The organism is Domibacillus sp. DTU_2020_1001157_1_SI_ALB_TIR_016, from assembly GCF_032341995.1.
In the GTDB taxonomy this organism is placed as follows: domain Bacteria; phylum Bacillota; class Bacilli; order Bacillales; family Domibacillaceae; genus Domibacillus; species Domibacillus indicus_A.
On the sequence record NZ_CP135438.1, the window covers coordinates 654,177 to 679,559 of the forward strand.

The following is a 25,383-nucleotide window of genomic DNA, read 5'->3' on the forward strand; positions in this document are numbered from 1 at the left end:
TAAAACGAAAAAGTGCTATGTGGAAAAGGGGAAAGAAATGCACGAAATAACAGAAAAACATCTGGTAACATACTGCCTGTTCATTTGCCTGATAAGTATGAACGAAACCGCCTTTTGCTATTAAGAATGCTTAATTTGGATTTGCTTTTTGGCTTTCTCAAAAATAAAAGACTCGTTAGGAAAGCGAAAGAATGAGTGTCAGCCGTTTGCCGAGCTGCTCAAGAAAGACACGTATAAAAAATCTTTTTTAGGCAAATCTGAAGATAAAAAGAGCAGAAAGGTCGGCAGCGCTATGTCCCCATTTTTTAAAGGCAAAAAACAAGCAGCACCAAACGAGCCAGTTGACCCGATGCCTGGGTCCATAACGAGCAACTTACAGGACAATCTCTCTTTAGTGAAACAAAAATTCGGGAACAGTCCTGATATTATCATTCGTGAATTAAAAATCGGTTCTTCAAAAGCAAAGGCGGCTGTAATTTACGTACAGGGAATGGTGGATAACCAATTATTAAACGACTTTTTGATCGAATCGTTGATGCAGTATCAATCTTCTTCACAGAATGAAACAAAGCCGGAAATGCTGGATAACATATACGACCTGGTCATTCCTATGGGTGGTGTAAAAAAACAAACAGAATGGAGTAAGCTGCTCGAATCTTTATTGGTGGGGGCAACACTCATTTTTATTGATGGAACGGACAAAGCATTTACTGTAGCCAGTACACAAGGGGGCGAATCCCGTTCGATTTCAGAGCCGACTACCCAGAACGTAATCCGGGGGTCGAGAGAAAGCTTTACTGAAAACATTTCTACAAACATCTCGATGCTCCGCAGAATCATTAGAACGCCGGATTTATGGGTAGAGTCGATGAAAATAGGCACCCAAACGAATACAAATGTTTCGATTATGTATCTTAACAACGTCGTCGATCATGGTGTTGTGAAAGAAGTAAAGAAAAGGTTAAAGAGAATCAAAATCGACAGCATTTTGGAATCCGGCTATATTGAACAATTGATTGAGGACCAGCCGGCCAGTCCATTTCCGCAAATTTACCATACGGAAAGGCCGGACGTGATCGCAGGAAACCTGCTGGAAGGGCGTGTGGCGATCTTCGTTAATGGCACGCCGTTTGTGCTATTGGTGCCTGTTGTTTTTATACAATTTTTTCAAACGCCGGATGACTATTATTTCCGTTTTGATATTGCTTCAGCGACCCGCTTTTTACGGGTTTTAATTTTCTTTATTTCCCTTATTGGACCAGCCGTGTATATCGCCGCTACCACCTATCATCAAGAAATGATTCCGACACAGCTAGTCCTGATCATAGCTGCCCAGCGGGAGACAGTTCCTTTTCCAGCTATTGTTGAAGCGTTAATTATGGAGCTGGCCTTTGAGGTTTTGCGGGAAGCTGGTTTGCGGCTGCCTAAAGCGATTGGGTCCACCGTATCCATTGTCGGAGGTCTTGTTATTGGGCAGGCTGCTGTACAGGCGGGTATTGTGTCACCGCCAATGGTTATTGTCGTAGCAATTACAGCGATCGCAAGCTTTGCCACTCCTTCATTTGCCGTGGCTATCTCTGTGCGTCTGCTTCGTTTTGCGTTTATGGGGCTTGCCGCTCTAATAGGCTTCTATGGCATTATCATTGGTTTAATTATGCTGACGGTTCATTTATGCGGCCTGCGCTCATTTGGTGTTCCATACATGGCACCCCTCGGCCCATATAGACCTGTTGAATCTGGAGATACGCTTATTCGGGCTCCATGGTGGGCATCGAAAAAACGCCCGGGCCTCTTCAGCCCTGATAACGTAAAACGAGAAGCGGGCAACCAAATGCCGGCTCCTCCTCAGCCGAGAACGATTAAAAACGAAAGCGCAGAAAAGGGGAATCAGAATGAATCGTAAACGCACTTTTCTGTTTGGACTGCTGGCTAGTTTATCTGTTTTTACATCCGGCTGCTGGAGTGAGAGGCAGCTAACGGATATAGCCCTGGTCGCTGCTGTAGGAATTGACCGGACTGAAGACGGGCAATATGAGGCTTCCTACCAGTTTTTTAACCCGGGGAATGTTGCCGGCGGACTGCAGGGGGGAGGCGGAGGGCAAAGCCCGCCTGTCGCCGTTTATACAGCTACCGGGGATACAATTATGGAAGTTCATGGGAATATGTCAAGGAAAGTTTCACGGGAACCGTATTACTCCCACACCAACCTCGTAGTGGTCAGTGAAGAAATAGCTAAAACAGAAGGCATTGCACCTGTGTTAGAGGCATTTGACCGGGGTTCACAATTCCGGGTCACAACATCAGTAGTCATTGCCCGCCATGTAAAGGCAAAGGAACTTATCACGACCTTGACTGCTTTGGATAAAGTTCCCTCTCAAAAAATTATGCAGACATTGGAATCAACAGAAAAAGCACTGGGTGAGAATATAAACATTGACTTAGAGGAAATCATTACCGCGCTTGTATCGCCGGGCCGAGAGCCCATGGTCAGCGGCTTTACTATAAAAGGTGATCCAAAAGCAGGAACTAAACAGGAGAGCCTTCAATCAACCGAGATGCCAGCGGCTGTTGAGGCAGATGGCAACGCCATCTTTAAAAACGGAAAGTTAGTGGGGTGGATTCAAGGAACAGATGCAAGAGGTGCCCTTTGGGTTTTAGACCGGATTCAAAGCACGACTATCACAACACCGTGGGCAGGTCAAAAAGATGCGATTTCTTATCGCGTGGTCCGTCAAAAAACAAATGTGTCGGCAGATATGAAAGAAGGGAAGCCGCATATATCGGTTCATGTTCATATGGAAGGCGATATTGGAGAAGTAATCGAACCGGTTAACTTAACCGATCCAAAAACACTGGAAAAAATAGAGGATAACATAAGCAAACAGGTGAAGTCAGAAATTGAAACGTCGATCCGTCATACCAAAAAGAAGAAAGCCGATATATTCGCATTCGGAGATGTGTTTCACCGTGCTGAACCAAAAGAATGGAAAAAGATTGAAAAGAAGTGGGAGGATGAGATCTTCCCCAATCTGGCTGTAGATGTATCAGTGGAATCCTATGTCCGCCGAACAGGTCTAAGAAATAATTCCTACCTATCAGAAATGAAAAGTGTAAAGGAATAAAAAGGAAGTGAAGGGCAATGGAGAAAGCAAAAATCAGTCCTCGCCAGCTGTTTGTGCTCATTATATTATTTCAGCTAGGAAGTTCGATTATCATTCCGGTTGGATTAACAGCCAAACAGGATGCCTGGCTGGCCATTCTGGGCGCCATGGTGGGAGGATTACTTTTATTTTTACTCTACTATAAGGTGGGCTCTTACTATCCGGGACTTGTGCCGACAGAATATATGCCGAAACTTTGGGGTCCTTTCTTCGGAAAGTTTTTTGCCTTTTTTTATGTGATGTATCTGTTCTACCTTGCTGCACGGGTACTGCGGGACTTTGGTTCAATGCTTGTTGTTTTTGCGTATCCCGAAACTCCTTTATTTATCATTAATTTGCTGTGGATGGTTTTGGTTGTATACACGGTTAGGAAAGGCATCGAGACGATGGCAAGAACAGGTGAAATTCTTTTCATCGTTGTGGTTATCCTTGCGGTTGCTGCTTTTATCCTCCTTATATTGAATGGATCTATTGATACGAGGAATTTGCAGCCCCTTTTTGAGGAGGGAACCGTCACGGTGCTGAAAGCAATAGGGGAATCTGTGTTTTTTCCTTTTGGCGAGATCGTTGTCTTCACCATGATTTACCCATACTTAAATCAATTAAACAAAGCAAAGCGTGTAGGGATTTATGCTTTACTGGTTAGCGGGCTCGTTCTATCAGTGACGATGGCAGTCAATTTAAGCGTCCTCGGTTTCAGCCTGCTTTCACGTTCGAATTTTCCGCTGCTCTCCACTATACAAACAATCGAGATTGCAGAATTCATTGAGCGCTTGGATGTATTTTTTATGATTGGTGTTATCATTGGCGGGTTCTTTAAAATTTCCATTTTCTTTTATGTGGCGGTACTAGCGGCGGCAAGTTTATTCAACGTAAAAGAATCATCTCAGCTTGTGTTTCCCTTAGGGTTTATTACGCTGTTTCTATCGGTAGGAATAGCGAGCAATTTCTCTGAACATATTCGGGAAGGTTTGGATATTGTACCGCTTTATCTGCATTTGCCGTTTCAAGTGATTTTTCCGCTTCTTTTGCTGGTGAGTGCCGTCTTAAGAAATAGGAAAAAACAAAAAAAGCAGCTGGCAACGAAATAACAATCGAGAGGCTGGGTGAATAATGATGAAGAACGATGCTTTGAAAATAATTGGTATTCCGATATTAATGGCAGTGACGTTATTTGGCTTAATGCTGCTGCTGGATATCATTCAAGGGTATAACGTGAAACTTTCTATAAACCACATACTTAATCCGTTTTCGATTATGAGACCTGCTGAAGGATTTATTTTCGTTCTGCTTTCTGTTTTGTTGATTGGCTACTATTGGAAGGTGCTTTCGCAAGCGAAAAAAGCAGAAAAAAATACGGATGAAAAGTAAGACTTTCTTTTAAAAAGGGGTATAGACATGTGGTGCCGGTTTGTTTTGTGTATGTTGGAACAAATAGGGAGAAATAAACAACGGCCTGGTGGAGATACTATTTGAGGGAATGAATCCACTAACAGAAACAGAGGAGGAATTAGTATGGAAGAGATTCAAGTAGGCGATATTTTTACGCTGGCAGATGAAAATGACCAAGAAGAAGAAATTGAAGTGCTTGGTACATTGAAGATTGACGGAACTCAATATGCAGCTGTTAGTTTGGTGGAAGAGCTTAACGAAGCTTCAGAAGAAGACATCAATGTGTTCTTTTTAAAAGGCGAAAATGTAGAGCAGTTAACGGTCATTGAAGATGATGAAGAATTTGAAAAAGTAGCTGCGGCGTTTCAAGAGGCTGAGCAAGGCTGATCAACCCAATGGCTTTCTATGATTATACATTGGTTTTGTAAGAACTACATAACAAGCACTATTCTTTTCTAGAAAAGAATAGTGCTTGTTTTTTGTTCATTACAGCAAGGTCATTATTCGCAGAAACATGTAGAGCGGCTAAGCAGCTTCATGCCAGGGCAGGAAGATTAACTAATACTATAGAAGAAACAGGAAAAAAACAGGTGCTTTTTAAAGAAATCGTTATTGTTTCATCTGCATGAAAATCGCTATTTGAAATGGAATAGCGTTGCATATCTAAAAAATAAAAGAAAAACAAAAAAGTATTGTAATGATATTAAGTGCATGTTATATTATTATTCGTCGCTGAAACGACGGTGGATTATTAACATTTGCTTCATACATTGTAGATCATAAAAACCCATTAGCTTTTGAAATTATGAAAGCAAAAAAGTTCTAAGCTCAACGTATAAATTTTTTAAAAAAATCGTTGACAAATAATTAGATTTAATGATATGATATTTTAGCTGTCGCAGAGACGGCGTAAACGAATTGAACATTGAAAACTGAACAAAATCAATAAAAACGTCAACGTTTTAATTTTTATCTTCCATTAAAAACACCCCGTGTTTTAATGGAAACAAATGAGCAAGTCAAACACTTTTTGGAGAGTTTGATCCTGGCTCAGGACGAACGCTGGCGGCGTGCCTAATACATGCAAGTCGAGCGGACAGATGGGAGCTTGCTCCCGGAAGTCAGCGGCGGACGGGTGAGTAACACGTGGGTAACCTGCCTGTAAGACTGGGATAACTCCGGGAAACCGGGGCTAATACCGGATAATATCAAGAGCTGCATGGCTCTTGATTGAAAGGCGGCTTCGGCTGTCACTTATAGATGGACCCGCGGCGCATTAGCTAGTTGGTGAGGTAACGGCTCACCAAGGCGACGATGCGTAGCCGACCTGAGAGGGTGATCGGCCACACTGGGACTGAGACACGGCCCAGACTCCTACGGGAGGCAGCAGTAGGGAATCTTCCGCAATGGACGAAAGTCTGACGGAGCAACGCCGCGTGAGTGAAGAAGGTTTTCGGATCGTAAAACTCTGTTGTCAGGGAAGAACAAGTACGGGAGTAACTGCCCGTACCTTGACGGTACCTGGCCAGAAAGCCACGGCTAACTACGTGCCAGCAGCCGCGGTAATACGTAGGTGGCAAGCGTTGTCCGGAATTATTGGGCGTAAAGCGCGCGCAGGCGGCCTTTTAAGTCTGATGTGAAAGCCCACGGCTCAACCGTGGAGGGTCATTGGAAACTGGAAGGCTTGAGTGCAGAAGAGAAGAGCGGAATTCCACGTGTAGCGGTGAAATGCGTAGAGATGTGGAGGAACACCAGTGGCGAAGGCGGCTCTTTGGTCTGTAACTGACGCTGAGGCGCGAAAGCGTGGGGAGCGAACAGGATTAGATACCCTGGTAGTCCACGCCGTAAACGATGAGTGCTAAGTGTTGGGGGGTTTCCGCCCCTCAGTGCTGCAGCTAACGCATTAAGCACTCCGCCTGGGGAGTACGGCCGCAAGGCTGAAACTCAAAGGAATTGACGGGGGCCCGCACAAGCGGTGGAGCATGTGGTTTAATTCGAAGCAACGCGAAGAACCTTACCAGGTCTTGACATCCCGCTGACCTCCCTGGAGACAGGGCTTTCCCTTCGGGGACAGCGGTGACAGGTGGTGCATGGTTGTCGTCAGCTCGTGTCGTGAGATGTTGGGTTAAGTCCCGCAACGAGCGCAACCCTTGATCTTAGTTGCCAGCATTTAGTTGGGCACTCTAAGGTGACTGCCGGTGACAAACCGGAGGAAGGTGGGGATGACGTCAAATCATCATGCCCCTTATGACCTGGGCTACACACGTGCTACAATGGATGGTACAAAGGGCTGCAAGACCGCGAGGTTTAGCCAATCCCATAAAACCATTCTCAGTTCGGATTGCAGGCTGCAACTCGCCTGCATGAAGCTGGAATCGCTAGTAATCGCGGATCAGCATGCCGCGGTGAATACGTTCCCGGGCCTTGTACACACCGCCCGTCACACCACGAGAGTTTGCAACACCCGAAGTCGGTGGGGTAACCCTTACGGGAGCCAGCCGCCGAAGGTGGGGCAGATGATTGGGGTGAAGTCGTAACAAGGTAGCCGTATCGGAAGGTGCGGCTGGATCACCTCCTTTCTAAGGATATTTACGGAAACAGGAACTTTGGTTCCTGGCACGTTGACGTTTGATTTTGTTCAGTTTTGAAGGTTCAATTTGAAACTTCATTACTAGATTTGGGGCCTTAGCTCAGCTGGGAGAGCGCCTGCTTTGCACGCAGGAGGTCAGCGGTTCGATCCCGCTAGGCTCCACCATATTATGTTCTTTGAAAACTGGATAGAAGCAACACATTGTATGACCAAAGCAAAAAACCGAGTAAGATACATCGCCATTTTAGGTTAAGTTAGAAAGGGCGCACGGTGGATGCCTTGGCACTAGGAGCCGAAGAAGGACGGGACTAACACCGATATGCTCCGGGGAGCTGTAAGTAAGCTTTGATCCGGAGATTTCCGAATGGGGAAACCTGCCATCCGTAATGGGATGACACCCCTGCCTGAATACATAGGGCAGGAGGAGGCATACCCGGGGAACTGAAACATCTAAGTACCCGGAGGAAGAGAAAGCAAATGCGATTCCCTGAGTAGCGGCGAGCGAAACGGGACATAGCCCAAACCAAGAAGCTTGCTTCTTGGGGTTGTAGGACACTCTATACGGAGTTACAAAGGAAGAGGATAGGTGAAGCGATCTGGAAAGATCCGCAGTACAAGGTAACAGCCCTGTAGCCGAAATCTTCTTCTCTCTTGAGTGTATCCTGAGTACGGCGGAACACGAGGAATTCCGTCGGAATCCGGGAGGACCATCTCCCAAGGCTAAATACTCCCTAGTGACCGATAGTGAACCAGTACCGTGAGGGAAAGGTGAAAAGCACCCCGGAAGGGGAGTGAAAGAGATCCTGAAACCGTGTGCCTACAAGTAGTTAGAGCCCTTTAACGGGTGATAGCGTGCCTTTTGTAGAATGAACCGGCGAGTTACGATTTCATGCAAGGTTAAGCTGATAAGGCGGAGCCGCAGCGAAAGCGAGTCTGAACAGGGCGCATGAGTATGAGGTCGTAGACCCGAAACCAGGTGATCTACCCATGTCCAGGATGAAGGTGAGGTAACACTCACTGGAGGTCCGAACCCACGCACGTTGAAAAGTGCGGGGATGAGGTGTGGGTAGCGGTGAAATTCCAATCGAACCTGGAGATAGCTGGTTCTCTCCGAAATAGCTTTAGGGCTAGCCTCAAACGAAGAGTACTGGAGGTAGAGCACTGTTTGGACTAGGGGCCCATCCCGGGTTACCGAATTCAGACAAACTCCGAATGCCAGATACTTATGTTTGGGAGTCAGACTGCGAGTGATAAGATCCGTAGTCAAGAGGGAAACAGCCCAGACCACCAGCTAAGGTCCCCAAGTATACGTTAAGTGGAAAAGGATGTGGAGTTGCCCAGACAACCAGGATGTTGGCTTAGAAGCAGCCACCATTTAAAGAGTGCGTAATAGCTCACTGGTCGAGTGACTCTGCGCCGAAAATGTACCGGGGCTAAACGTATCACCGAAGCTGTGGATTGACACCTTACGGTGTCAGTGGTAGGAGAGCGTTCCAGGGGCTGTGAAGCCAGACCGGAAGGACTGGTGGAGCGTCTGGAAGTGAGAATGCCGGTATGAGTAGCGAAAGAAGGGTGAGAATCCCTTCCACCGAATGCCTAAGGTTTCCTGAGGAAGGCTCGTCCTCTCAGGGTTAGTCGGGACCTAAGCCGAGGCCGAAAGGCGTAGGCGATGGATAACAGGTTGATATTCCTGTACCACCAAGCATCGTTTGAGTGATGGGGGGACGCAGGAGGATAGGAGATCACGCAGCTGGATACGCGTGTTTAAGCAGTCAGGCTGGAAATGAGGCAAATCCCGTTTCCATTAAGGCTGAGCTGTGATGACGAGGGAATTTTAGTACCGAAGTCTTCGATTCCACACTGCCAAGAAAAGCCTCTAGCGAGATGTAAGGTGCCCGTACCGCAAACCGACACAGGTAGGCGAGGAGAGAATCCTAAGGTGAGCGAGTGAACTCTCGTTAAGGAACTCGGCAAAATGACCCCGTAACTTCGGGAGAAGGGGTGCTCTGGTAGGGTGCAAGCCCGAGAGAGCCGCAGTGAATAGGCCCAGGCGACTGTTTAGCAAAAACACAGGTCTCTGCAAAGCCGCAAGGCGACGTATAGGGGCTGACGCCTGCCCGGTGCTGGAAGGTTAAGAGGAGGGCTTAGCGCAAGCGAAGGTCTGAATTGAAGCCCCAGTAAACGGCGGCCGTAACTATAACGGTCCTAAGGTAGCGAAATTCCTTGTCGGGTAAGTTCCGACCCGCACGAAAGGCGCAACGATCTGGGCACTGTCTCAACGAGAGACTCGGTGAAATTATAGTACCTGTGAAGATGCAGGTTACCCGCGACAGGACGGAAAGACCCCGTGGAGCTTTACTGCAGCCTGATATTGAATTTTGGCACAGTCTGCACAGGATAGGCAGGAGCCTTGGAAGCCGGAGCGCCAGCTTCGGTGGAGGCGCTGGTGGGATACTGCCCTGACTGTGTTGAAATTCTAACCCGCACCCGTGATCCGGGTGGGAGACAGTGTCAGGCGGGCAGTTTGACTGGGGCGGTCGCCTCCTAAAATGTAACGGAGGCGCCCAAAGGTTCCCTCAGAATGGTTGGAAATCATTCGCAGAGTGTAAAGGCACAAGGGAGCTTGACTGCGAGACCTACAAGTCGAGCAGGGACGAAAGTCGGGCTTAGTGATCCGGTGGTTCCGCATGGAAGGGCCATCGCTCAACGGATAAAAGCTACCCCGGGGATAACAGGCTTATCTCCCCCAAGAGTCCACATCGACGGGGAGGTTTGGCACCTCGATGTCGGCTCATCGCATCCTGGGGCTGTAGTCGGTCCCAAGGGTTGGGCTGTTCGCCCATTAAAGCGGTACGCGAGCTGGGTTCAGAACGTCGTGAGACAGTTCGGTCCCTATCCGTCGCGGGCGCAGGAAATTTGAGAGGAGCTGTCCTTAGTACGAGAGGACCGGGATGGACACACCGCTGGTGTACCAGTTGTCTCGCCAGAGGCATCGCTGGGTAGCTATGTGTGGACGGGATAAGTGCTGAAAGCATCTAAGCATGAAGCCCCCCTCAAGATGAGATTTCCCATTACGCAAGTAAGTAAGATCCCTTGAAGATGACGAGGTAGATAGGTTCGAGGTGGAAGTGCGGCGACGCATGGAGCTGACGAATACTAATCGATCGAGGACTTAATCAACTGAAATGCCGAGGGTGCGTGTCCATCAGCGACGCGAGCTGATCGCATCCGAGGCTGGACAACACTTGGCGTGTAACCGAAAGGTTTTTGCCCATACAATTATGCTTCTATCCAGTTTTGAAAGAACACTTCTTTCAAACTTTATAGTCAGGTGGCAATAGCGAAGAGGTCACACCCGTTCCCATCCCGAACACGGCCGTTAAGCTCTTCAGCGCCGATGGTAGTTGGGGGTTTCCCCCTGTGAGAGCAGGACGCCGCCTGGCACGCTAAGACAATTTGAGAAATCAGGTTGTCTTTTTTGTTTGTTAAAACCATTTATTATTTTTAGTTATTATTTCTCAACTTTAAACTGATCAGGTAAGCAGGAATAAGACAGGAACATATCCTGCCGCCATTTGAGGAAACCATTACTATTGTGTTTAAAGAAAAATAAATGTATCATACATATATAAGCTGCATTGTACGTTATGAATTTAAGTTTTAACCTTTAAGCTGTAATAGGGAGTTTTAAAATGAATCCGGAATGACAAGCCTTTTTTCCTAGAGGACAAGCAGGAGAGGATTTTGCGAACACCCACTTTGAGGAGTGGTGGTTTAAAACTTTCTTTTTTCGAGCGGCAAAGGCGGCTTTTATAATTGAACTGTCAGCCAGTTTCTAACAAGGAGCTGGCTTTTTACTGTTTTTAGGGTTTTATATGCCATAGCACTTAAATAGGACTTGGAATATCTCGCGTTACTCACTTCATTCTTTGAACAGGAAGATGTATAGATGCAGAGATTTCTTAGCATTAAAAATCAGTTTATTCCCGCTGTCTCAGGGTTTAGCATTTTCAACAGCCTGCAACAGGCTTTCTGCTATTCTAAAAAGGATTGCACCACCAGTATATGCTGAAAATCTCAAAGGTAAAGACAATTACTGTAGTGTTCTGTTTTAAAATGAATTAAATGTGATTTTAAAGGATTTAAACCCATCATCTGCTTGTTTACTTATGGGGCAGGCCGAACTATAATAGAGTATCTCTCCTGCCCTCATTTAAAAAGGGAGGTCTTTTAGTTGGCAAAAAAAGCATTAATTATGAAGCACAAGAATGTGCAGAAATTTAAAGTGCGTGAGTATACCCGCTGTGAACGCTGTGGACGTCCTCATGCCGTTCTTCGTAAATTTAAGCTGTGCCGTATTTGCTTCAGAGAACTTGCTTATAAAGGGCAAGTGCCTGGCGTGAAAAAAGCAAGCTGGTAAATATATGTGTCATCTTTTTAGTCAGGCTAAGGCCTGGCTTTTTTGTGTATATAAAAAAGCCAGCACATCAAGTAACTGAAATAAACAAACGGCTTTCAACAACTTTAAAGGGGACAGCAAGGACAAATTTATTGTTTTGACCGTTGGCTTTGAATCCATCCATTCACCAAAAAATTTAACGAGGGATACCATACGCCGTCTATATATTTTTCGAGGGCGAAGTGTTTGCTATGGGTAAGCCGATTCCCGCTTTCATTTACAATCGTGATAACCGTTTTGTTAGCAGGGGATTCAGCTTGTTTTTGATCAACGATTAGAGCCACACCGTTCGTTGCCGAAACAAGATGCTGAAATTCCGTAGTGGCAGCTGTTTTGGAGTCTGTTATCTGGCATGCGGCCAGATAGCACAAATGCACGGATAAGTAGATCAGAACAAAATAACGTTTATGTACGATAAATTCTCCTTTCTTTAGGCGTACAAGCCCTTTCTTCTGAATATGATGCAAAGACAATATTTTTCAGGGGGCTGCGCGATGAACTCAATTTTTACATACATGTTTTTAGGCCTGTCTTTGGCGGCACCAGTCGGACCAGTAAATGCGGCACAATTAGACACGGGTATTAAAAATGGATTTTTTCATGCATGGATTTTTGGAATCGGCGCATTGACTGCTGATACGATTTATATGGTGATGGTGTATGTAGGAGTAGCTCATGTAATCGAGCTGCCGTTTATTAAAACGCTTCTCTGGCTGTTTGGCTGCTTTGTTTTAACATATACCGGTATTGAAAACCTGTTGACGCTTCATAAAATTGAGCTGGACATGCGGTTTGGCAGAAATATCCCTTTGAGGAGGTCACTGTTTTCCGGCTTTTTTATGTCTCTTTTGAACCCGCTTACGATTTTATTCTGGCTTGGTATTTATGGATCCATTCTTGCTGAAGCAGCAGAATCTTCTACACAAAATCAAATTCTGCTGTACAGTATGGCCGTCATATCCGGCATTTTAACCTGGGACCTGACGATGGCTTTTCTTTCAAGCGGTGCCCGGCGATTTTTATCTACCGGGGTTTTAAAAGGGATTTCTGTTGTTTCTTCTCTCTCCATGATTGGCTTTGGTATTTACTTTGGCCTGGAAGCCTACAAAGTCTTGTTTTAGCTTGTTTGCCCACTGTGCTGGTGGGCTTCTTCTTTTTTCCATTTTTTTCGAAGGATGAGTACCACCACCGCAATTACGGTAATGAAAGCTAAGCTGATAAAAAATCCCGGCCGGCTTGTCTGGTGAAAAAGAGTACCGCTGACGGCAGCAAAAACAAGAATCATGCCGATCACTCTTTTTACTTTATCTCCAGCAGTCGGCTCGATCAGCCGGTGGTACAGCGTTAAAAGAAAAAACCAATTGTAAAGCAGCATCAATCCGGCTGCGGTCGTTACATATTCATACACATTTTTGGGCAATAACAAAGAAGAAACAATAGATAAAATCAAGCCGACCGATGTCAATGCCACAGCCGGCAGCGGAACTTTTCGTTTCTTTTTTGTTTGTTTGCTGAAAATAGCCGGCGCATCTCCTTCTTCAGACAGGGTAAGGAGAATGGTCGTAACGGAAAACAAAGAAGCCGACATGGTTGAAAATCCGGCAATAATAATGGCTGCGTTAAATACATGAGGAAAAAAGTCGAGATGATAGCTCAGCAAAGCCATCGCAAACGGGCTTTTATCCGGCTGAAATGCAGTCCATGGAATGAGCAGCAGAGCGAGCGAAAGAGCTGTTACATAAATGATCCCTAAAATGCCGAGCATAACTTTTCCTGATTTCGGTGCATCTTCTTTGTTGCGCAGATTAATGGCCATGACACCCATTACTTCGATGCCTCCATGCGCGTAAAAAGCAAATAAAAGAGAGCTCCAGAACCCAATCCCGCCATTTGGAAAAAAGCCGTTTACAGAGCGCGGCACTCCTGCTTTTGGATCACCGTTAATCACCCCGGTCAAAGCCAGGACAGCGATTACGATAAACATAAAAATAGCAGCTACTTTCATCACCGCAAAAACGGTTTCGAGTTTGCCGAACGCTTTTGTTCCAATAAAAAGCACCAAAAGCCCGCAGACAGCAAAAACAGAAGCAAACATCCATAACGGGATTTGCGGAAACCAAAATTTTGATAAAAGAGAAATGGCCGTTAACTGGCTGCCGATAATCAGCATTTCAGAGCACCAGTACACCCAGCCGCTGCTAAATCCGGCCCATCGTCCGTAAGCTTTTTTGGCATATGACCGAAACGATCCTTTTTGCGGATCTTTAGCGGACATTTTCGCCAGCGCCTCAAAGACAATATACGTTCCGCATGAAGCCAGGATAAAAGCAAAAACAACGGAAGGACCCGTCATTTGAATGGCGATACTGGACCCGAGGAAAAAACCGGTGCCAATAATACAGCCCACTCCAATAAGAGAGAGCTGCCACCAGGCCAGCTTTTCATTATCTTTACTGCCGCCGCACGTTTTTTGTTCCATTTACACATAACCTCCCCATAGAAATAAATTCTCACGAAAAGGGCCATTTATGTAAAAAAGGGAGTGGGAAAACTGGATCGGCTTCCCTCTGGCAAAAGGGCGGTTCTTTATGTACACTGCATGAAACCCATGCAAAAAGAAAATCCTATATGAAAAGCTGAAATCAGGGCAAAACAAAAAGAAAAACCGAATCGGCTTTTCTTTTCAATAGAGCTTGTCCTTTTTTATCTGGATCGCAGGCTGTACAAAATAAGCACAATTCCGCACACAAGCCCAATGCTTTTCGTTAACGGCATTTTTCCCGCCATTCCATACAGGCCAATGGCTGTTGTAACGATCAATACAACCGGTCCTACCAGGGCAAGCATGCTATTGATGTAGAAGGCTTTTTCTAAGCTGTTGAATTTCAGCATTAAAAGCGCAGCGGTCACTTCAATACTTCCAGATATAAGTCGCAAGGTAATCATAAGCAGCAGGGCTTTTTCAATCACTACAATCACTTTGTTTTCACCACCTCTTCTACCTGCATCTTTTTCATGTCTGTTCTTTCTATAGATGAATCAAGCCGGCCAAATCGATTATCCCGTTTCTTTATATGTATGCAGATAAAAAGAGGACTAGCTCTGAATTGTTAAAGAGAACAAAATAAAAACAATAAATCAATTCCAAGCAAGGATCCCTGGAGGATTATACGGATTGGACAAGGTGGATTATAATAATATATATATAATGCTTAGAAGATAAAAGTACGAATGGAAGTTTGGATAAATACAGTGTGTGTACAGATCTGTTACAGGGGGATGCTGTGAACTGCTTTAGATATGCGGAATGGAGATTTTTATAGAAAAGTACAAACAAATAAAAAAGAAATAAGGATCGTTGCTTAGCTCTTTTTCTTTAAGGAGGGTGACAATAAGCCGATAATTAAAATGTCTAAATCATTTGCTATAGTACTAAGACTTTTGAATCTGTTATACTTCAAATAAGCGGTTTTTGTCGAATAATTAAAGAGCTGTAAACTCAATTCTTTGTAGGGGAAAATTGTATTTTTATTACAAAATTTTCCATATATTAAATAAAAATGATAAGTTGTATTTATCTGTATCGATATTTAGATATTTGAGGAAAAAAGTGAATCTATTATGAAACTTCAATCAGAAACATCTATGGAAAATGTTTATTTTACAGTAATAATTTGCATATGATGAACGCGTTCATAAATAAAAGGTATAAAGAAAATTTGACATGATTTGTTTCAATGGTCCTTTAGTTTAGGATAGGTTTTCTCTCTCTTTAAAAAAGAACTGAATGGACAGCCGAAGATCACAAAAAGAAGGGCGTTATCTTAAAGCCATATCAGATAACGTATTTGGATCGAAAGGTTTTCTTGAAGGAGTCACTATTTCCTTAAAGAATACGGGTAAAGCTCAGCGTTGCAAACTCTTTAAATTGGATCATGTCTCATATCGTTCATACACAAACTGAGGAAAATAGCTGCCGTTTCGATTTTAAATCATTACTTGTTAATTGGAATTTATGGATGTTTTTATAAAATATTTAAGTGAAAAGAGGCATAACAATGAAAAAAAAGGTAGCCGTGGTTATAGGCGGTTTAAAAGGCATAGGTAAGGCAATTAGCCTTGACCTTATAGATAAAGGGTTTATCACCTATGCTACAACACGTGAAAAAAGTGCAGCGGTCAACATAGAAAACTTGGTGCCTGTGCAAGTGAATGTTCTCAATGAAAAAGAAATACAAGATTTATTTACACTCATTAGTGAGCAGCATGGCACTTTAGATGTATTAGTGAATAATGCCGGAATTGGTGAGTTTAAAGCGTTTGAAGAATTTAATTCCAAAGAATGGGAAGATGTCTTTCGAACCAATGTTTTTGGTATGTTTCATTGCACTCAAAATGCATTCCCGCTATTGAAAAAAAGAGGTGGACGTATTATTAATATTAGCTCTTTCATGACTAAAAGAAGTCTCCCTACGCAATCCGTGTATACAGCCTCAAAGCAAGCAGTAAGTGGTTTGGGGAATGTTTTAGCAGAAGAATGGTACAAACATCATATTTTTACGACTAATATTCAGCTAGGTGCAACCTATACGGATATTTGGAAAGATATTGAAGGGTTCTCTTCTGAAGATATGCTGCAGGCTCATGATGTGGCACGCGTTATATCATTTGTTGCTATGACCCCTCTTCACGTTAGAATGGATGAAATAACATTAACCCCACCAAAGGGTGTGCTGTAGTCCACAAGTGGTTTTAAAAACTTCTTAGTTTTATACGGATAAAATTGGAGGTGATTTTTTGTCCTTAAAAAAGAAACTTTCCCTTATATTTTCTAGCATTGTAACGTTTATATTAATCTTTAATAATATCTTATTCTACTACTATACAAGGGACCTATTAATAAAAGATCAAGAAAAGCAGATGGAAGTCTTGGTTGAGGAAATTAGTATAGCGATTAAACATTCAGAATATGGAGTAGAGACTTTAGAGGATCAAATAGGGGAAAAGCTTCGCATTGCAGCCATTGCAGCAAAGGATGCACTAGACCCCGATATTAATAAAGTGACGAATGAACAACTTGTAGAGCTTAGCAAAAAATTAGATGTATCTCATATTACTTTATTGATAAAAAAAGGTGACGATATCAGTGGAGTAAAATCTTCGGATCCGCATGAAAGGAATTTAAGCACGAAGAACTGGGGTTATTGGTATACCGCATTTCAACAATTATTTGATAATCACAACGTTACAATTTCAGAAGGACAAAAGCTACCTAACTACTGGTCAGGTCCTGTAAACGTTTCGGCATCTAACCCGGATCATGTTGATAAATGGGGATATTATTATGATGGGACGACTAATTATATTATTAACCCTTATGTAAGAGATAATCAAATTATTGATGCGAATAATCAAATGGGTCCTGATGCAATTGTTGATAAAACCTTAAGCAATAATAACAATTTGTTAGGTATAACTGGATTTAATCCGGACACGTTTGGTCTGCCTCCTGTTTATACGGATTGGGATGGAAAAAAAGTTGTTGAACTAAAAAACAGGGATATTCAATTCGGAGAGTATCGATACCAAGAGAAAAAAGCCGATGCTTCGGCTGTTAGTGAAGCTATAAGAACGGGTAAACTAGTTAGTTTTCAGAGTACGGTTGATCATAAAAAAGTGTTGAAAAGTTTTGTGCCTGTTGATTCTAACAATCCATATGTCATTGGAATCGTGACAGATTATAAGGTGATTGAAGATGTATTAAACAGGCAGTTGCTGAATAATTTGGTTATTTCTATTATTGTTTTAGTGTTTGTCCTGATTGTGAGTTATCTTTTAGCAGGGTACATTGTTAGACCCATCAATCAAATCCTGTTAAAAGTGGATGAAATTGCAAAAGGAAATTTTGGAGAGCAGGTATTTATTAAGCGTCGTGATGAATTAGGCTCACTTTCGAACCAAGTCAACATTATGTCATCTAATCTGTTAAATTATACGGATGAGCTTAAGAAAAAAAACGAAGAAATACAGTACTATGCTTATTATGACTTTTTGACAGGGCTTCCTAATACGCGGCTATTTCATGAAAAAGCATCAGAACTAGCTGGCTTATATAATAAAAATCCTATTACATTATTATTTCTTGATCTGGATAGATTCAAATTTATCAATGATACGCTCGGTCATTCCGCCGGTGATTATGTGATAAAGGCTGTTACAAAACGCATATCATCTCTTCTCAAAGAAGGTGAAATTATGTCGCGTATAGGGGGAGATGAATTTCTTTTGCTTCTGCCTAATACGAATCGTGAAACAGCAAACAAACTTGTACAAGCTATCCAGAAAAAATTAGAGAAACCTTTTATTTACGAAGGCAATGAACTATTTATTACGTCAAGTATAGGAATAAGCATGTATCCGCTAGATAGCAATAATATAGAGAATCTCATTAAACATGCTGATATGGCTATGTACCGTGCCAAAGAAAATGGAAGAAATAATTATCAGTTCTATACACATGATATGAATGATCTTATTCAAAAGAGAGCATTTTTGGAAAAAGGCATGCGCCAGGCATTAGAGCGAGATGAATTTACTTTGTTCTACCAGCCTAAGGTTGACTTGAAAACAGGGGTCATAACGGGAAATGAAGCTCTGATTCGATGGCCTCATCCGCAAATAGGAATGATTTCTCCTTTAGAATTTATTCCGTTAGCTGAAGAAACGGGTTTAATCGCGCCGATTGGGGAATGGGTGCTGCGTACTGCTTGTAAACAAACTCGAGAATGGCAGAAATCTGGACTGCATGAAATAGGTATATCCGTGAATCTTTCTCCTCAGCAGTTTCAACAAGCTAACTTAGTTGATCTTGTGAAAGAAGTATTGGATGAAACGGACCTGGATCCAAAGTATTTGGAGATTGAAATTACGGAAGGCATTGCCATGTACAACGAACAATATGTAATTGATAAGCTCCATGCTTTGAAAAATTTAGGTGTGAAAATTGCGATAGATGATTTTGGGACAGGGTACTCTTCGTTAAGCTACCTGAATAAGTTTCCGTTCCATACCTTAAAGATCGACAAATCTTTTGCGAACGATATAGAAGATGCTTCTGTGGATACTAAACTTATTACAACCATTATAGCTATGGGTCATAATTTACATGTTAAGGTTATTGCAGAAGGGATAGAGACAGATGAACAGCTTAAATTCCTCCAGCAACAAGAATGCCATGAGGTACAGGGATACTTATTTAGTAAGCCTTTGTCAGTTGAGGAGTTTAACAAGAGATTTAAAGAAATTCAAGAAGTGGCATTTATGAAAATCAATAACACACATAAGTGATTTTTAAAAGATAGGATAAGAAAATAATTTCCCTATCCAATAAAAGGAAAGGTAATAAAATTAGTGAGATTCAGTGCTTAAATGAATAGATCGAACGAAGGAGGGGGAAACTTTGATTTTGCTAACAAGAAAAGTAGAATTTTCAGCAGCTCATAGTTATCATGTTCCCGCTTGGGATGAGAAGAAAAATAAAGAAGTTTTTGGACTGTGCAATAACCCCAATGGCCATGGCCATGATTACACGTTAGAAGTTACTGTAAAAGGAAACCTTAATCCTAAATCAGGAATTGTTGTGAACATTACAGATATTGACCGTATCGTTAAAGGGGTAGTTTTAGAAGAATTAGATGGGAAATTCCTCAATCGGGAGCATTCTTTTTTTAAAGAGCAAATTCCTACAACAGAAAATATTGTGTCTTATCTGTGGAATGAACTACGTGGAAAGTTTGATGAGTGTGAACTCCAAAGTATAAAACTACATGAAAATCCATTTTTGTTTTCTCAAAAGGAGGAAAAGTCAATGATTCAATTAACGAGAAAATTTCACTTTTCGGCTGCGCATAGATTACACAGTGATCAGCTATCCGATGAGGAAAATAAAATGATTTTTGGGAAATGTAATAACCCTCATGGACATGGCCATAACTATATTCTTGAAGTAACGGTGGAGGGAGAAGCTGATCCTGTAACAGGGATGATCATCAATTTAGCAGAGCTCGATGAAATTGTTGATCAGAAAATTCTTCAGAAATTTGATCACAAGCATCTCAATTTGGATACAGAAGAATTCAGAGGGTTAAATCCAACTGCCGAGGTTATGACGGTTGTTTTTTGGGAACTGCTTCAGCCGTCTCTGCCAAGTTTGTCCAAAATAGGACTTTGGGAGACTGCAAAAAATTATTTTGAATACCATGGTCCGGAAAAAAAAGTAAAAAACAATATTTACTAAAGATGAACAAGAAAAAACATGGATCCAGAAAAGGATCCATGTTTTTGTTTATCCAAGCGTCAGTGATTTCTGCTGTTCGGCTGTTTTGCTTTTTGAGCTGCCGCCCATTGCTTTAAATTGATTCATAATTTTCGTCCGTGATTTTTCGTTTCGAAGAAGATAAGCTGCTCCAAGCGCCAGTGTTGTCATCATTGCTTTGTTTGTTGCCATGGTATGCACTCTCCTTTGTAATAAGTTTACTCTCGTACTATTCCCCGTCTCCCGAAGAATAAACAAAAAAGCAAGAATGGAAGAATTTACGCGTTCGCATGCAAAGAAGAATTTGTTTTTTAAAAGAAGGCTCGGTATACTTTTCCATGATCATACAAATAAATGAAGAATCTGTAAGCAGTTTATAATTAAAGGAAGTGTATAGATTGTCTAGTCAACTAGCAAATAAAAAGAGCCATCTGCGTGCCGATTGTGAACATTGTTTTGGCCTTTGCTGTGTGGCGCTGCCTTATGCAAAATCAGCTGATTTTGCAATGAACAAAGAGGGCGGCACCCCATGCCAAAATTTAATGGCAGATTTTTATTGTGGGATTCATCAAAACCTTAGACAAAAAGGATTCCGCGGCTGCGCTGTATATGAGTGCTTTGGGGCAGGACAGAAAGTATCGCAGGTTACATACAAAGGGGCAAGCTGGCGGGAGCATCCTGCTTCTGCAAAAGAAATGTTCGATGTGTTCCCTATTATGCAGCAGCTCCATGAAATGCTTTGTTATGTAGAAGAAGCGCTTGAATGGAAAGAAACAGCGCCGATTCACCAGGAACTGCAGGAAGCAGCCCGCGATGTAGAGGCTCTTACACAGCTAAGCCCCCAGGCGATTTTAAAGCTTGACGTACCAGTTCACAGAGCTAGGGTGAATGAGCTTCTTTTGCGTTCAAGTGCATACGTGCGGTCACAGGTCCGGTCTAAAAAGAAATCGAAAGCAGCGGGCAGAAAAGATTTCTTTGGTGCCAAATTAAAAGAAGCTGATTTAAAAGGCGCTGATTTAAGAGGAGCGCTTTTTATTGCAGCTGATTTGAGGGGAGCAGACATGAGACTGACCGACTTGATCGGTGCTGACTTCAGAGATGCTGATTTAAGAGGAGCGAATCTTACGGGAAGCATTTTTTTAACGCAGGCACAGGTGAATGCGGCTAAAGGCGACCGGTATACGAAACTGCCTGCTTCTGTACGCAAGCCGGACCACTGGCTTTAAATAGTACAGAAAAGACGCTAATACAAAAAGCGAGCCCCTTCAAACAGAAGGGGCTCATTTGATTACAAGGTTTGATGGCGGATTGAACAGAAAGGAAAAAGGATATATTGATGTTAAGCAAGAGAGACAAAGTTGTTTCTCCATCAAAATTGGAGGAATGGAACGTACAAACGAATTGTCAAAAACTATGTAAGAACGCGATTACTGCTCAAATAAAAACAAATGATAAAGGAGAAGGAAACCTCATGATAGTAGTAGAGGGAACAGTTGGGGCAGGTAAATCAACACTATCTCACTTGATCAGCGATCATTTTCACATTTCTGTTTTTGAAGAGTTGGGAAATCCAGATACAGAGAAATTGCTCGATCGTTTTTATGGAGAACGCTCCCGCTGGTCTTTCACAACGCAGATTCATTTTGCGACGGAGCGCTGGCAGATGATCAAACACATTTCTGAACAAAGATGTGGTGTTCTGGATCGTTCTATTTTCGGGGATCAGATATTCGCTAAGCTTTTAAGTGAAGACGGCAGCATGACACCGGAGGAGTATCGGATATATGAAAAACTCCTTGCCGCTATTGTTGAAACGACAAGAGCGCCTGACCTGCTGATCTATCTCCAGTGTGACACAGAAAGGGCAAAAGAACGGATTGACCATCGTGGACGAGGGCTGGAAAGCAAAGTCGAGATGCAGTACTGGGAGCGGCTGAATGAAAAATATGAAGCCTGGTATCAAGGATATCAATACTCGCCTAAGATCCTGCTTTGTGTAAATCATTTGGATTTTGCAAACAACGAGGAGGATAAGGAAAGTGTACTAGGCCTGATTGGGAAAGCTTTAAAAGATATTCAATATTTCAGCATGAAAATAGCGGAAGCTTAAATCGGACCACTGTCAACACCCATAGCGAAGCACTGTATACCGCATAGGTAAACAACTGTTAGTTCGGTTCCATCGCTCTTATTACAGCACTCACAAAGGAAATACTGACTTTTAATGGAGCATGCCGCGATGGCGGCGTTTAGAGTTTGGATAATCTCGAATGGGATAGGCAACACTTAAAACGTATTCTTTTTTTTACTTCCCCGAAAGTCACTTGCAGACGGGAAGGGTAAAATAAAGCCTTTTTGACGCGAGGGAAGAAGGAGTGAGATATGATGAAAGTCAAAGTAACATACTATCGTCTGGGCCCGAACGGCATGCCAACCAGTCCGGAGCAGCATGAAGTAGTGGAGATTAATCCAGGTCCAAGCGATGATACAGGTGAACTGGTGAATGAAGCGTTAAGTAAGAAAACCTTTATAACCGAAGACAAATTTAAAGTAATAGACACAAATGAAGTTTAAGCATCCGGCAGGGTGCTTTTTTCTTTGCCCGAATCATTGTATGATGAAAGAAAAAGGAGTGAAGAAATGGAACTTGGTTTTTCAATATTAAATAATAGTGCCAACGGAATGGCATTAAAAATAGTCATCTTATTCTCAATGATTATTATTTCCATGATCGTGGTCGGGCTCATTTTAAAAGTACTTCGAGTACCGGGCAAAATCATCAATTTTGTCATTACAGCTGTTGGTTTAGGCATCGGGCTGTATTGGCTCAACGTTTTACAATAGTCACTCATTTGAGTGGCTTTTTTTATATGCAGACCCATGATTAAAGTATGAACGTGAAGCTGCATTCCATTAGAAGACAAATGCTTTTTTAGTTTATAGAAACCATAAAAACGTTTGCTGCTAGCGGTATTTTAGAGCAAGAGGAGGGCACTAACATGGCGGCCCATTGACTAAAAAAGGAGCTGTAGAGTTTTCTTTAAAAAGGAACAAAAAAAAAGCACAAAAAGTGCTTTAAGAAGACAGTTTGTTCTTCCAATCAAACGTTTGTTTCACCTTCTGTGAAGGTTTCGATTCTGATTCTGAAAATAAGTTTAGTTTTTTTATGATAGAGCCTAATAAAAAAAACAGGCTGATTTCTAAAATGACTAATACAATAAATATAAAAAGTTCTATAGATAACATAGTGAATGAACCCCCAGGATAGTAAGCCTAATCAAATAGATCGAATGTTAAGTACCCCATTTTAAACAAGGCAAAACATCTTACAAGTGAAATGCGAGATCGTGACGTGTTTCTTGGGAGAAATGACAAAATAAAAAGCGCTGAAAGCGCTTTAGTAGACTCGTTTACCTTTTCTACTTATATGCTGTGGATTCTTTTGCAAAGAATAATAGTCGGATTTCGAAAGCAACGCAGGCTTTTTTGATATAAACACTAATGAAAAAACAAAACTAACTGTTAAAAGTACGGATAAAATCCATCCAAAAAGCTCAATTGGCAGCATGCTAAAACAACCTCCTCTTATGTAAGTGCTTTCATTGGTGAATTAATTATATACCCAACTTAAAGAATATTAAACCATTATTTGTGATTTTTTAGAAAAAATGTTTAACAAAAGGAACAACTGCCCCAATAATAGCTCGAAAGTGAGGTCGGCAGCAAACCAGCTATTGGTTATATACGCATCGTTATCCAATGCAGCCGGAGGAACGGTATCTCCAATGAAAAATGTGCTCAAAAAAACAGCCAGAGAAAGCTCTGGCTGTGCAGGATTAACGGAGATATAAGCTCAAGAAGAGTAGGACTGCTTTATGCAAACAGTATGGACTGTTTTAAAACGTTTTATACAAACAACTTGAACTACCGCCCACTTACCTGACGGTTGAAGTGGGGGATTCCTGGGCAAGAGGATCTTCGACCCCCAGTAATCAGGCTAACCCCGTATTCCAACGGTTTTATGACCAAGCTTAACTAGACTGAAGTGAAAGAAGCCGAAGGGCTTCTTTTTTAATATTCAGGCTCGCATTCAGGTCCCGATCGTGACGCAGGACGGACACTCCCACACCCGGACAACGAGATTTTTTACATCCTTATGCTGGTAGCCACACCCGGAACAGAGCTGGCTTGATGGGAAGAACGGATCGACTTTTATAATCGTCCGTCCGTACCACTTCGCTTTGTAGGCGAGCATTTCGTTGAACCTCGACCATGACGCATCGTGGATCCCTTTGCTTCGCTTTTTATTTTGGACGAGATTCTTCACTGACAAATTTTCCACCGCGATCACTTGGTTTTCATGAACGAGCCTGGTCGTCAGCTTGTGAAGAAAATCTTCTCTTGTGTGTTTGATTTTTTCGTGCAGTTTAGCAATCTGGGCTTTATTTTTTTTCCACGATTTCGAACCTTCTTTTTTACGTGCAAACGCACGCTGAAGAAACGCTAACCGTTTTTCGTATTTTTGGTAGTATTTCGGATTGGCGATGAATTGGCCGTTTGAGAGTACAGCAAATTCTTTCAGCCCGACATCGATGCCAACGGCATCGTCAGTGCTTGGCTTATAGGGGGAATAGGGCATTTCACAGATAACCGAAATTGAATACCGGCCGGTGCTGCTTCGGCGCACGGTGACACGCTTAATGTCACCTTCAATGTTTCGGGACTTGGAAAAACGAATCCAGCCGATTTTCGGCAGCTGAATGCGATTGTCCACGATTTTAATATTGTTATTTGTCATTTTGGTTGTGTAGCTTTGGACCGGGTTTTTCTTGCTTTTAAATGTCGGATGGCCCTTAAAGTCATACGCCGTTGGCGTATAGCCTTCTGCCCATTTTTTAGCAGCTCGTTTTTTTTAATTCTTTTTTCGGCTGTTCCTTATATTTTTTGAATCCTTCGTACTGATATTCGATGCTTGCCTGAAGAGCAATACTGTCAGAACCAGACAACCATTTGAACGTTTCTTTTAGCCTAGGGAGGAGCTTTTTAGCGGCTGTTTCTGTATACCGTTTTTTTGTTTTTTCGAAACTCTTGATGTTTTCATTTAATATATAATTGTAGACAAACCGGCAGCAGCCGATCGTTTGGTTAATCAGTTGTTTTTGCTCGTCACTTGGATGGATTTTAAACCGAAAGGCTTTAAAATGAAGGTTCTTTTTTTCATCTTTTTTGGTTTTTATCATTTTCCTCATCCCCTGAACGTTTGTTCTATACCTAATTATACCATTTTAGTAATAGAGCGTTCAAGAAAAAAGAATGACTGAAAGAGCAACGATTCATCCCCCACTTAGCAAGCTTGAAGTGGGGGTGTTCTCGTCGAAGATGATAAAGAAGCCGTACAAGACGAACCCCGGATACGTAAAAAAAGTCCCGGTTTATTGCACCGAGACTTCTTTTCACATGGTAAAAG

Annotated in this window: 18 protein-coding genes, 1 tRNA gene, 3 rRNA genes, 1 other RNA gene and 1 pseudogene; 19 read left to right on the plus strand and 5 right to left on the minus strand. The window is 42.5% G+C overall.

The features are described from left to right. The first annotated feature begins 292 nt into the window (after window positions 1–292). From RRU94_RS03100 to RRU94_RS03155, 12 genes are all read left to right on the plus strand, one after another. A complete protein-coding gene (locus RRU94_RS03100; protein ID WP_410492958.1) occupies window positions 293–1,903 on the plus strand; it encodes a spore germination protein in 1,611 nt (536 codons plus the stop codon). Beyond that, complete coding sequence (locus RRU94_RS03105) at window positions 1,893–3,122, plus strand: Ger(x)C family spore germination protein (protein ID WP_315691772.1); 1,230 nt, start codon at window positions 1,893–1,895, stop codon at window positions 3,120–3,122. The genes RRU94_RS03100 and RRU94_RS03105 overlap by 11 nt, the downstream gene beginning before the upstream one ends. Window positions 3,123–3,139: 17 nt before the next feature. After that, window positions 3,140–4,252, plus strand: coding sequence for a GerAB/ArcD/ProY family transporter (locus RRU94_RS03110; protein ID WP_315691773.1), 1,113 nt, complete (start codon window positions 3,140–3,142; stop codon window positions 4,250–4,252). 22 nt (window positions 4,253–4,274) lie between these two features. After that, a complete protein-coding gene (locus tag RRU94_RS03115; RefSeq protein ID WP_315691774.1) occupies window positions 4,275–4,532 on the plus strand; it encodes a YczF family membrane protein in 258 nt (85 codons plus the stop codon). Between the two features lie 144 nt (window positions 4,533–4,676). Further along, a complete protein-coding gene (locus RRU94_RS03120) occupies window positions 4,677–4,940 on the plus strand; it encodes a DUF1292 domain-containing protein (protein WP_315691775.1) in 264 nt (87 codons plus the stop codon). 640 nt (window positions 4,941–5,580) lie between these two features. After that, window positions 5,581–7,132: ribosomal RNA gene (locus tag RRU94_RS03125) — 16S ribosomal RNA — on the plus strand. A 100-nt stretch (window positions 7,133–7,232) separates the two neighbouring features. Further along, window positions 7,233–7,308: transfer RNA gene (locus tag RRU94_RS03130), tRNA-Ala, on the plus strand. An 82-nt stretch (window positions 7,309–7,390) separates the two neighbouring features. Then, window positions 7,391–10,323, plus strand: a 23S ribosomal RNA gene (locus tag RRU94_RS03135). Between the two features lie 147 nt (window positions 10,324–10,470). Then, a 5S ribosomal RNA gene (gene rrf, locus RRU94_RS03140) occupies window positions 10,471–10,586 on the plus strand. The 16S, 23S and 5S rRNA genes sit together here with 1 tRNA gene alongside, the layout of an rRNA operon. Window positions 10,587–10,770: 184 nt before the next feature. Continuing rightward, window positions 10,771–10,957: non-coding RNA, 6S RNA (gene ssrS / locus RRU94_RS03145), on the plus strand. 420 nt (window positions 10,958–11,377) lie between these two features. Continuing rightward, window positions 11,378–11,563, plus strand: a complete 186-nt coding sequence (locus tag RRU94_RS03150; RefSeq protein ID WP_315691776.1) for a type Z 30S ribosomal protein S14 — start codon at window positions 11,378–11,380, stop codon at window positions 11,561–11,563. 533 nt (window positions 11,564–12,096) lie between these two features. Further along, a complete protein-coding gene (locus RRU94_RS03155; protein ID WP_315691777.1) occupies window positions 12,097–12,723 on the plus strand; it encodes a LysE family transporter in 627 nt (208 codons plus the stop codon). On the opposite strand, the gene RRU94_RS03160 is transcribed toward RRU94_RS03155, so the two are convergent. Together RRU94_RS03160 and RRU94_RS03165 are read right to left on the minus strand one after the other, a co-directional pair. Beyond that, on the minus strand, window positions 12,720–14,081 hold the full coding sequence (locus tag RRU94_RS03160; RefSeq protein ID WP_315691778.1) for an amino acid permease: 1,362 nt from the start codon (window positions 14,079–14,081) through the stop codon (window positions 12,720–12,722). The genes RRU94_RS03155 and RRU94_RS03160 overlap by 4 nt on opposite strands. A gap of 224 nt (window positions 14,082–14,305) precedes the next feature. Beyond that, window positions 14,306–14,581: a YqhV family protein gene (locus RRU94_RS03165; RefSeq protein ID WP_242237263.1), complete on the minus strand. Its 276-nt coding sequence runs from the start codon at window positions 14,579–14,581 to the stop codon at window positions 14,306–14,308. Between the two features lie 1,079 nt (window positions 14,582–15,660). Here RRU94_RS03165 and RRU94_RS03170 point away from each other — a divergent pair. The 3 genes from RRU94_RS03170 (at window position 15,661) to RRU94_RS03180 (ending at window position 19,898) form a co-directional block, all read left to right on the plus strand. Beyond that, window positions 15,661–16,341 carry an SDR family oxidoreductase gene (locus RRU94_RS03170; protein ID WP_315691779.1) on the plus strand — a complete coding sequence of 227 codons (681 nt, stop codon included), beginning with the start codon at window positions 15,661–15,663 and terminating at the stop codon, window positions 16,339–16,341. A 58-nt stretch (window positions 16,342–16,399) separates the two neighbouring features. Next, window positions 16,400–18,949, plus strand: a complete 2,550-nt coding sequence (locus tag RRU94_RS03175; protein ID WP_315691780.1) for an EAL domain-containing protein — start codon at window positions 16,400–16,402, stop codon at window positions 18,947–18,949. A gap of 112 nt (window positions 18,950–19,061) precedes the next feature. Next, window positions 19,062–19,898 (plus strand): 6-carboxytetrahydropterin synthase, encoded by an 837-nt coding sequence (locus tag RRU94_RS03180; RefSeq protein ID WP_315691781.1) that lies wholly within the window; start codon window positions 19,062–19,064, stop codon window positions 19,896–19,898. Window positions 19,899–19,946: 48 nt separating this feature from the next. Here RRU94_RS03180 and RRU94_RS03185 read toward each other — a convergent pair whose 3' ends face one another. Further along, the gene (locus RRU94_RS03185; RefSeq protein WP_315691782.1) at window positions 19,947–20,108 is read right to left on the minus strand and encodes a hypothetical protein; all 162 of its coding nucleotides are present in this window, start codon (window positions 20,106–20,108) and stop codon (window positions 19,947–19,949) included. A gap of 206 nt (window positions 20,109–20,314) precedes the next feature. Between RRU94_RS03185 and RRU94_RS03190 the strand changes: the two genes are divergently transcribed. The 4 genes from RRU94_RS03190 (at window position 20,315) to RRU94_RS03205 (ending at window position 22,760) form a co-directional block, all read left to right on the plus strand. Next, on the plus strand, window positions 20,315–21,142 hold the full coding sequence (locus tag RRU94_RS03190) for a pentapeptide repeat-containing protein (protein ID WP_315691783.1): 828 nt from the start codon (window positions 20,315–20,317) through the stop codon (window positions 21,140–21,142). Window positions 21,143–21,387: 245 nt separating this feature from the next. Then, a complete protein-coding gene (locus RRU94_RS03195; RefSeq protein WP_315691784.1) occupies window positions 21,388–22,026 on the plus strand; it encodes a deoxynucleoside kinase in 639 nt (212 codons plus the stop codon). Window positions 22,027–22,298: 272 nt separating this feature from the next. Continuing rightward, window positions 22,299–22,490: a hypothetical protein gene (locus RRU94_RS03200; RefSeq protein WP_315691785.1), complete on the plus strand. Its 192-nt coding sequence runs from the start codon at window positions 22,299–22,301 to the stop codon at window positions 22,488–22,490. 24 nt (window positions 22,491–22,514) lie between these two features. After that, window positions 22,515–22,760 carry a hypothetical protein gene (locus tag RRU94_RS03205; RefSeq protein WP_315691786.1) on the plus strand — a complete coding sequence of 82 codons (246 nt, stop codon included), beginning with the start codon at window positions 22,515–22,517 and terminating at the stop codon, window positions 22,758–22,760. Between the two features lie 1,246 nt (window positions 22,761–24,006). Here RRU94_RS03205 and RRU94_RS03210 read toward each other — a convergent pair. After that, a pseudogene (locus tag RRU94_RS03210) lies at window positions 24,007–24,759 on the minus strand (RNA-guided endonuclease TnpB family protein); the annotation flags it as partial. A gap of 52 nt (window positions 24,760–24,811) precedes the next feature. After that, window positions 24,812–25,156: a helix-turn-helix domain-containing protein gene (locus RRU94_RS03215; RefSeq protein WP_315691787.1), complete on the minus strand. Its 345-nt coding sequence runs from the start codon at window positions 25,154–25,156 to the stop codon at window positions 24,812–24,814. Between the last annotated feature and the right edge of the window lie 227 nt (window positions 25,157–25,383).